At 35.1% G+C, this 6,073-nt stretch carries 6 protein-coding genes; all 6 read right to left on the bottom strand.

Annotation, left to right across the window (positions count from 1 at the left end; translation table 11 throughout):
* Positions 1-631: hypothetical protein (locus ACEWK1_RS19685; RefSeq protein WP_416636572.1), on the bottom strand; the 631-nt coding region annotated here is incomplete at its 3' end.
* Entirely contained in the window at positions 609-1,160 is a 552-nt protein-coding gene (sigX, locus tag ACEWK1_RS19680; RefSeq protein WP_121662632.1) for an RNA polymerase sigma factor SigX, read from the bottom strand. The genes sigX and ACEWK1_RS19685, both read right to left, overlap by 23 nt.
* A gap of 327 nt (positions 1,161-1,487) precedes the next feature.
* On the bottom strand, positions 1,488-2,078 hold the full coding sequence (locus ACEWK1_RS19675) for a cob(I)yrinic acid a,c-diamide adenosyltransferase (protein ID WP_121662633.1): 591 nt from the start codon (positions 2,076-2,078) through the stop codon (positions 1,488-1,490).
* A gap of 124 nt (positions 2,079-2,202) precedes the next feature.
* Positions 2,203-4,002, bottom strand: a complete 1,800-nt coding sequence (locus tag ACEWK1_RS19670) for an ATP-binding protein (protein ID WP_121662634.1) — start codon at positions 4,000-4,002, stop codon at positions 2,203-2,205.
* Positions 3,999-4,721: a response regulator transcription factor gene (locus ACEWK1_RS19665; RefSeq protein ID WP_098797222.1), complete on the bottom strand. Its 723-nt coding sequence runs from the start codon at positions 4,719-4,721 to the stop codon at positions 3,999-4,001. The genes ACEWK1_RS19670 and ACEWK1_RS19665 overlap by 4 nt, the downstream gene beginning before the upstream one ends.
* 176 nt (positions 4,722-4,897) lie before the next feature.
* On the bottom strand, positions 4,898-6,073 hold the full coding sequence (ccsB, locus tag ACEWK1_RS19660) for a c-type cytochrome biogenesis protein CcsB (RefSeq protein WP_121662635.1): 1,176 nt from the start codon (positions 6,071-6,073) through the stop codon (positions 4,898-4,900).

The following is a 6,073-nucleotide window of genomic DNA, read 5'->3' as shown; positions in this document are numbered from 1 at the left end:
CTTTTGAAGATAGTTCCGAATTCTTAAGCTCAAAGGATACAGGTCCTAACTCGTCAAAGAAATCCTCGGGTATAAACTCATGTATTCTCTCAAGTTTTTCTTTGTTGTTATTTCCTTGTAAAGTAACTGGAACAACATTTTGGGCTATTTTATCAGTTAACCCAATTGTTACAACTTTTTCCGAATCATTAGCATTGGTTACATAAGTTATGGATTCTTGATCTAGCATTGCCATCTCTTTCATGTTTTCTGTATCAAGAGCGATGTTCTCATTTTTATCCTCAGTTATTGCTGATTCATTTATATTATTTTCCTCTACTTCCGATGATTGTGGTGATTCTGCAGTCTCATGCTTTGAAGCTTCCTCTGAAGATGTAGTGGTCATATCCATATTGCTTTCCTCACTAGAAGAGGTAAAGCTATTAAATACATATGGAGTCATAATCGCAAAAATCATTAGAGCCGCAACAGAAGCAATTGTAGGAGCAACCCAAGTTCTCGTTCTCTTTTTAACCTGTTGTTTAAATTGTATCTGTTGATAAATTTGATCAGCAGTTCGTTTATCCTTGACAGAGGGTAACTGCTGTAAAAGCTGCTCAAGTTGGTTTTCATTCCACTCCCGTTTTTTCAATCGAAAGCCCCTCCTTTTCGGAAAAATTGTTCATATGCTTTTGCAATTGCTTAATCGCACGGTGTTGTGTTGTTTTTACTTTACTTACAGTCCATCCTAACACTTCAGCTGTTTCTGTAATCGATAACTCTTGAATATATCGTAAAATAACAACACTACGTTGATCAATTGAACAAGAATTTAATGCTCTGTATATCCATTGAACTTGTTCATTTTGTATAGCGACCTCATCAGGTAATGGTTGCTGCTCATCTTCAATCTGTTGTTTTTCCCAATCAAATCGCTCTAATATTCTTTGACGAATCGTTTTTTGTTTCCGAAACCAGTCAATGGCCACATGTCTGGCGATAGAAATAAGCCATGTTTTTTCACTACTTCTACCTTCAAATTTATCATACGATTTTAATACACGAATATAAACTTCCTGAACAAGATCCTCTGCTTGTTCACGACTTTTTACCATATAAAACAAAAATTGAAAAAGATCTGAATGATATTTTTCATATAATTGTTGAAAGGTATCCTCCATGATTACCCTCCGTTCATTAATATAGTCGTAAAGAACACAGTAAAGTTTCAAATAAATACCGCGTAATTTAAATGAAATATTTATGTAATATTTGCCATTGCTATCTCTACTTTACCATGTTTTATAGAACTATTATATATTTTATAATATGATTCTCTTAAACTCACAATTGCTATCATATCTTAACATTTATGTAGTGCCCTGGATGCTCTTTATATCCCCCTTTAACATTTGTGACTCAATATAAGATTATGCCATTCTAAAACCAAAAAAATCGTATAGCTAATAACTAGCATACGATTTTTTCTACTCCTCTATATTAAATCTTTAAGAATCTTTTTTCTCTTTATTAGAAGACTTTGTTTTAAACACTAGAGCACTCCGCTCATATTCAACATCCTTAACACCTAACCGGTGATTAATTACCCTCGCAATGGCAAAAAAATAGTCCGACAATCGATTTAGATACTTTAATACCACTTCGTTTATTTCCATCTCTTTTTGTAATGAAACAGTGCACCTTTCTGCCCGTCTTGTTACAGTTCTTGCAATGTGAACAGCTGCTGCTGCAGGGCTTCCACCTGGAAGAATGAATCGTTCTAATTCAGGGGCTTCCTTTACATAAGCATCAATGCGATTTTCTAAGAACTCGACCATTTCATTGCTTGCTTTATAAGGATATTTTTCTTTCACAACGGCTAAATCTCCCCCACAATCAAACAGCTCATGCTGTATTTTTTCAAGTTCTTGATATATATCCTGAAAAAGAGGTTCCGTCAGATGTGTCATCGCTTGACCAACAAAGCAATTAGCTTCATCAATTGTCCCATATGCTTCTACACGTAAATGATCCTTATCAACACGTCCTCCTATTATACTCGTTTTTCCACTATCACCTGTTTTTGTATATAAATTCATTTTGTATCACTCTCCACATTTTCAACTTACTATTATTTAACCATGTGTATGTTTTAAGGTCTAATGAATATCTGCTAAAAATTAGACAATCTTGTTTCTTATGAAACAAGATTGTTCGTCAGTATTATTCAGATTCTAGCTTTTTACGAGGCAAAAAGAAACTAAATGTCGTACCTTCACCTATTTTGCTATGAACAGTTATTTTTCCTTGGTGTGCTTCAACAATGTTTTTAACAATCGCTAACCCAAGACCTGTACCAGCTCTTCCTCTTGTTCTTGCCTTGTCTGCCTTATAAAAACGTTCAAATACAAACGGCAGATCCTCTTCAGGAATTCCACTTCCAGAATCTTGTACATCCATTGCTAAGCCATCTTTTTCCGATGTTACAGTTATAGATACCATTCCATTTTCATTCGTATGACGAATGGCATTATCTATTAAGTTTGTAAGCACCTGCTCAATTCGATCTGGATCTATTACATAATTGGTTTCATTAAGATGAATGTCTGTTTGAAGATTAATCATCTTATCCTTAGCAGGACCTTGGAATTTACGGCTTATCTTGTCAATAAACTGCGGGATAGATACTTCATCCAAATTCAAGGATATATGTCCTGCTTCCATTCTAGCTAAATCTAATAATTCGTTAACAAGTCTTCCCATTCGTAACGATTCATCATATATAACTTGAGCAATTTCCTTTTTCTCATCTTCCGTACTTGCAATGTCATCAACGATGGCTTCACTATATCCTTGCAACATGGATATAGGTGTTCTAAGCTCGTGACTAACGTTAGCAATGAAATCCTTTCGCAGCTTATCAAGTCGACGTTCTTCTGTCATGTCTCGTAGAACTGCAACAGCTCCTCTTACATACGATTGATTATATAAAGGAGTCATTAAAATAACCCAGCTTCTACCTTGTATCATAATTTCAGTCATTTGTTCTTTTTCAGTGTTAACAACTCGTTGAAATAAACCTTTTGCTTCAGGTGGGAGCTCTTCATCATTTTTGACTTGCATTCCCTGCTCGTAATACCAGGCTTGTAAAAATCTTTCAGCAGGTGGGTTTGTTACTAAAATCGTTCCATCAATATTTAAAGTGATGACACCATCAGCCATACTGCTTAAAATATTTGTTAAATGCTCTTTTTCCTGATTAAGGGCGTTAATATGAAACTTAAGCTGTTTTCCCATCTGATTAAAGGCTATACCTAACTCCCCAATTTCATCGTTTGACATAATAGGAACCTTTGATTCAAATTTCCCTCTTGCCAGCTCCTGAGCTACCTCGCGCATTTTTCTTAATGGATAGGTGATTCTTGTTGATAAGAAGAAGGCAAAAATTGTCGTTAAAATGATTGCAACTCCAGCGGCTAGGATGATATATTTGGTTGTCTCTTTTGTTGTTTCATGAACAGCTTGAAGAGATTGTGAAATATATACTGCTCCTTTTTCTGTATCTGACACCTTATATGGAATACCAACAATTAGTACCTCGTCTTCACCATTAGCAAAAACATCATTTGGAGAATCTAAATTTGTGCGTTTACTAATTTTTTCTCCTTCTGTAAGAGGTAATGATAATTCTTGATCATCTTCTATATCTTCAAATTCTAAATGAGGCAGATCCTCGTCTATGATAGGCGAGTTCCAGTAAGAATCTTTATCTTCAATAATTAAAATATGTGTTAACTCATCTGTTAATTCCCACGCAATTGATCTTGCTAAAGATTGATCCTCATGACTTTCCATTATGGCAGAAACCTTTGTACTTAATTGTTGTAATTCATTTTCCGCTTCATCCACGTGATAATTCTCAATGAACTCTAGCATTAAAATCGTTAATACAAATAAAACAAAGGAAACGAGTAAAAGTATCGTTCCCCATAGTTTCCCTACTACACTTCTCCAGAGAATCATGTATGATTTACCTCGAATTTATACCCTACTCCCCACACCGTAACAATCATCTTTGCAGCTTCTGGAGAAACTTTACTCAACTTCTCTCTTAGTCGTTTAACATGTGTATCCACTGTTCGTAAGTCACCAAAAAATTCATATTGCCATACTTCCTTCAATAACTTTTCCCGATCATACACTTTATCTGGAGTTTTAGCCAGAAAATACAATAATTCATATTCTTTAGGAGTTAAACTAACTTCATTTCCATCTGCAGTTACTCTATGTGCATCATGATCAATTGATAGATGAGGAAAAACGATTACATTTTTTGCTTTTGTTTCTGTTTTCAAATATGACGTTTGAGAAGACCTTCTAAGTAATGCTTTTACCCTTAAAACCACTTCTCTCGGACTGAAAGGTTTTACAATATAATCGTCCACACCCGCTTCAAAGCCTTGTACTCTGTTTGCCTCTTCACCTTTTGCTGTTAACATAATAATCGGTGTTGCCTTTTTTTCACGCAATTGCTTGCATACCTCAACACCATCAATACCAGGCATCATTACATCTAACATAATTAAGTCGTATTCATTATTCAATGCTAATTCAAGCGCTTCATCACCGTTCTCAGCTTCTTCAATTTCATAATTTTCTCTTTCTAAATACATCCGTAAAAGTCGACGAATTCGATCTTCATCATCAACGACTAAAATTCTGGCAAATTGGTTCTCTTCCATAATAAGAACCCTCCTTATAGGTAAGTGTTTCATATTTGGTATTTAATCATTATGTATATATTAAGAGTATAACAAAAAGCCTTCACTGCAAAGAGTGAAGGCTTTATTAGCAGTGTTTATACTGATTGTATGTTTATAACTGATTATTTTGCTATTATTAGGCCAACTTAAAGCAATTATGCATATGAGTGTAAGCCTGCAATAACTAAGTTAACAAAGATCAAGTTAAACATTATGATCGCAAAACCTACAACTGCAAGCCAAGCTGATTTTTCTCCATGCCATCCTTTTGATAAACGAAGATGCAAATAAGCTGCGTAAAATAACCATGTAATAAGAGCCCATACCTCTTTTGGGTCCCACCCCCAGAACCTAGTCCAGGCAATCTGAGCCCAAATCATCGCAAAGATAAGTGCCCCAAGGGTAAACACTGGAAACCCAATTGCTACAGATCGATATCCAATTTCATCAACAAGCTCAAGATTCACATTTTTAGTAAATGGTTTAATCATTTGTCCGATGCGTTTTCGGAATATAAGTCGAATGAATCCATATAGAATCGTACCCACAATAACTGACCAAATAACTGTGTTAAGCTTAACTGCAGAAATGATCGCAGGCATTTCAACTAATGGTTCAAACTTTCCATCTGTGACTAGTTCACCCTTATGAGGTCCTACTAATGCCGGTATCGTATAAGTCATAACAGCTTCTTGCTCATTTTTATCTATCCAGTTAAAATCTGCTTGATAATCAAGACCTCTAAATGTACTTGTTATAATAATGAATCCTAGTGTTACAACAAGGACGTACATAATAGATTCCAACCAAAAGGTTTTCTTTGATGCTTTTGTTTGATCAACAACTGTCACAAGGTGAATAATTCCTGCCACAGCACTAATCGCTAAAATTGCTTGCCCTAAAGCAGCTGTTGTCACATGAATATATAACCAATGACTTTGTAGTGATGGGATTAATGGATTAATATCAGTTGGAAACATACTACCGTATGCAATAATTAATACGACAATAGGCAAAGTAAATAAACCTAAAATTGCCACCCTATAAATAAAGAATAAGATAATAAAAGCAAGAACAAGCATCATCCCAAAAGCTGTTGTAAATTCAAATAAGTTACTAACAGGTGCATGTCCTGATGCAATCCACCTTGTGATGAAGTAGCCTAGTTGTGATAAAAATCCTAAGATGGTTGCTGCAACAGCTGCTATCGTCCACTTACTTATTTTATCGGACTTATTTCTTTTATCACGAATCGAGCCACCGAACAAAAAGATAGCGACTAAATAGATAATAAAAGCAACCTCTAATAATGTACTACTTAATGCTGCCAC

The sequence above is a fragment of the Metabacillus sp. YM-086 genome (assembly GCF_048059995.1).
Classification (GTDB): domain Bacteria; phylum Bacillota; class Bacilli; order Bacillales; family Bacillaceae; genus Metabacillus; species Metabacillus litoralis_B.
The sequence above is the reverse complement of the archived record's forward strand: the minus strand, read 5'-3'. Positions and strand labels throughout refer to the sequence as shown.

Excerpts from the sequence above, each read along its gene's own strand:
- sigX (WP_121662632.1), bottom strand. The coding sequence starts at position 1,160 with ATGGAGGATACCTTTCAACAATTATATGAAAAATATCATTCAGATCTT.
- ACEWK1_RS19675 (WP_121662633.1), bottom strand. The coding sequence starts at position 2,078 with ATGAATTTATATACAAAAACAGGTGATAGTGGAAAAACGAGTATAATA.
- ACEWK1_RS19670 (WP_121662634.1), bottom strand. The coding sequence starts at position 4,002 with ATGATTCTCTGGAGAAGTGTAGTAGGGAAACTATGGGGAACGATACTT.
- ACEWK1_RS19665 (WP_098797222.1), bottom strand. The coding sequence starts at position 4,721 with ATGGAAGAGAACCAATTTGCCAGAATTTTAGTCGTTGATGATGAAGAT.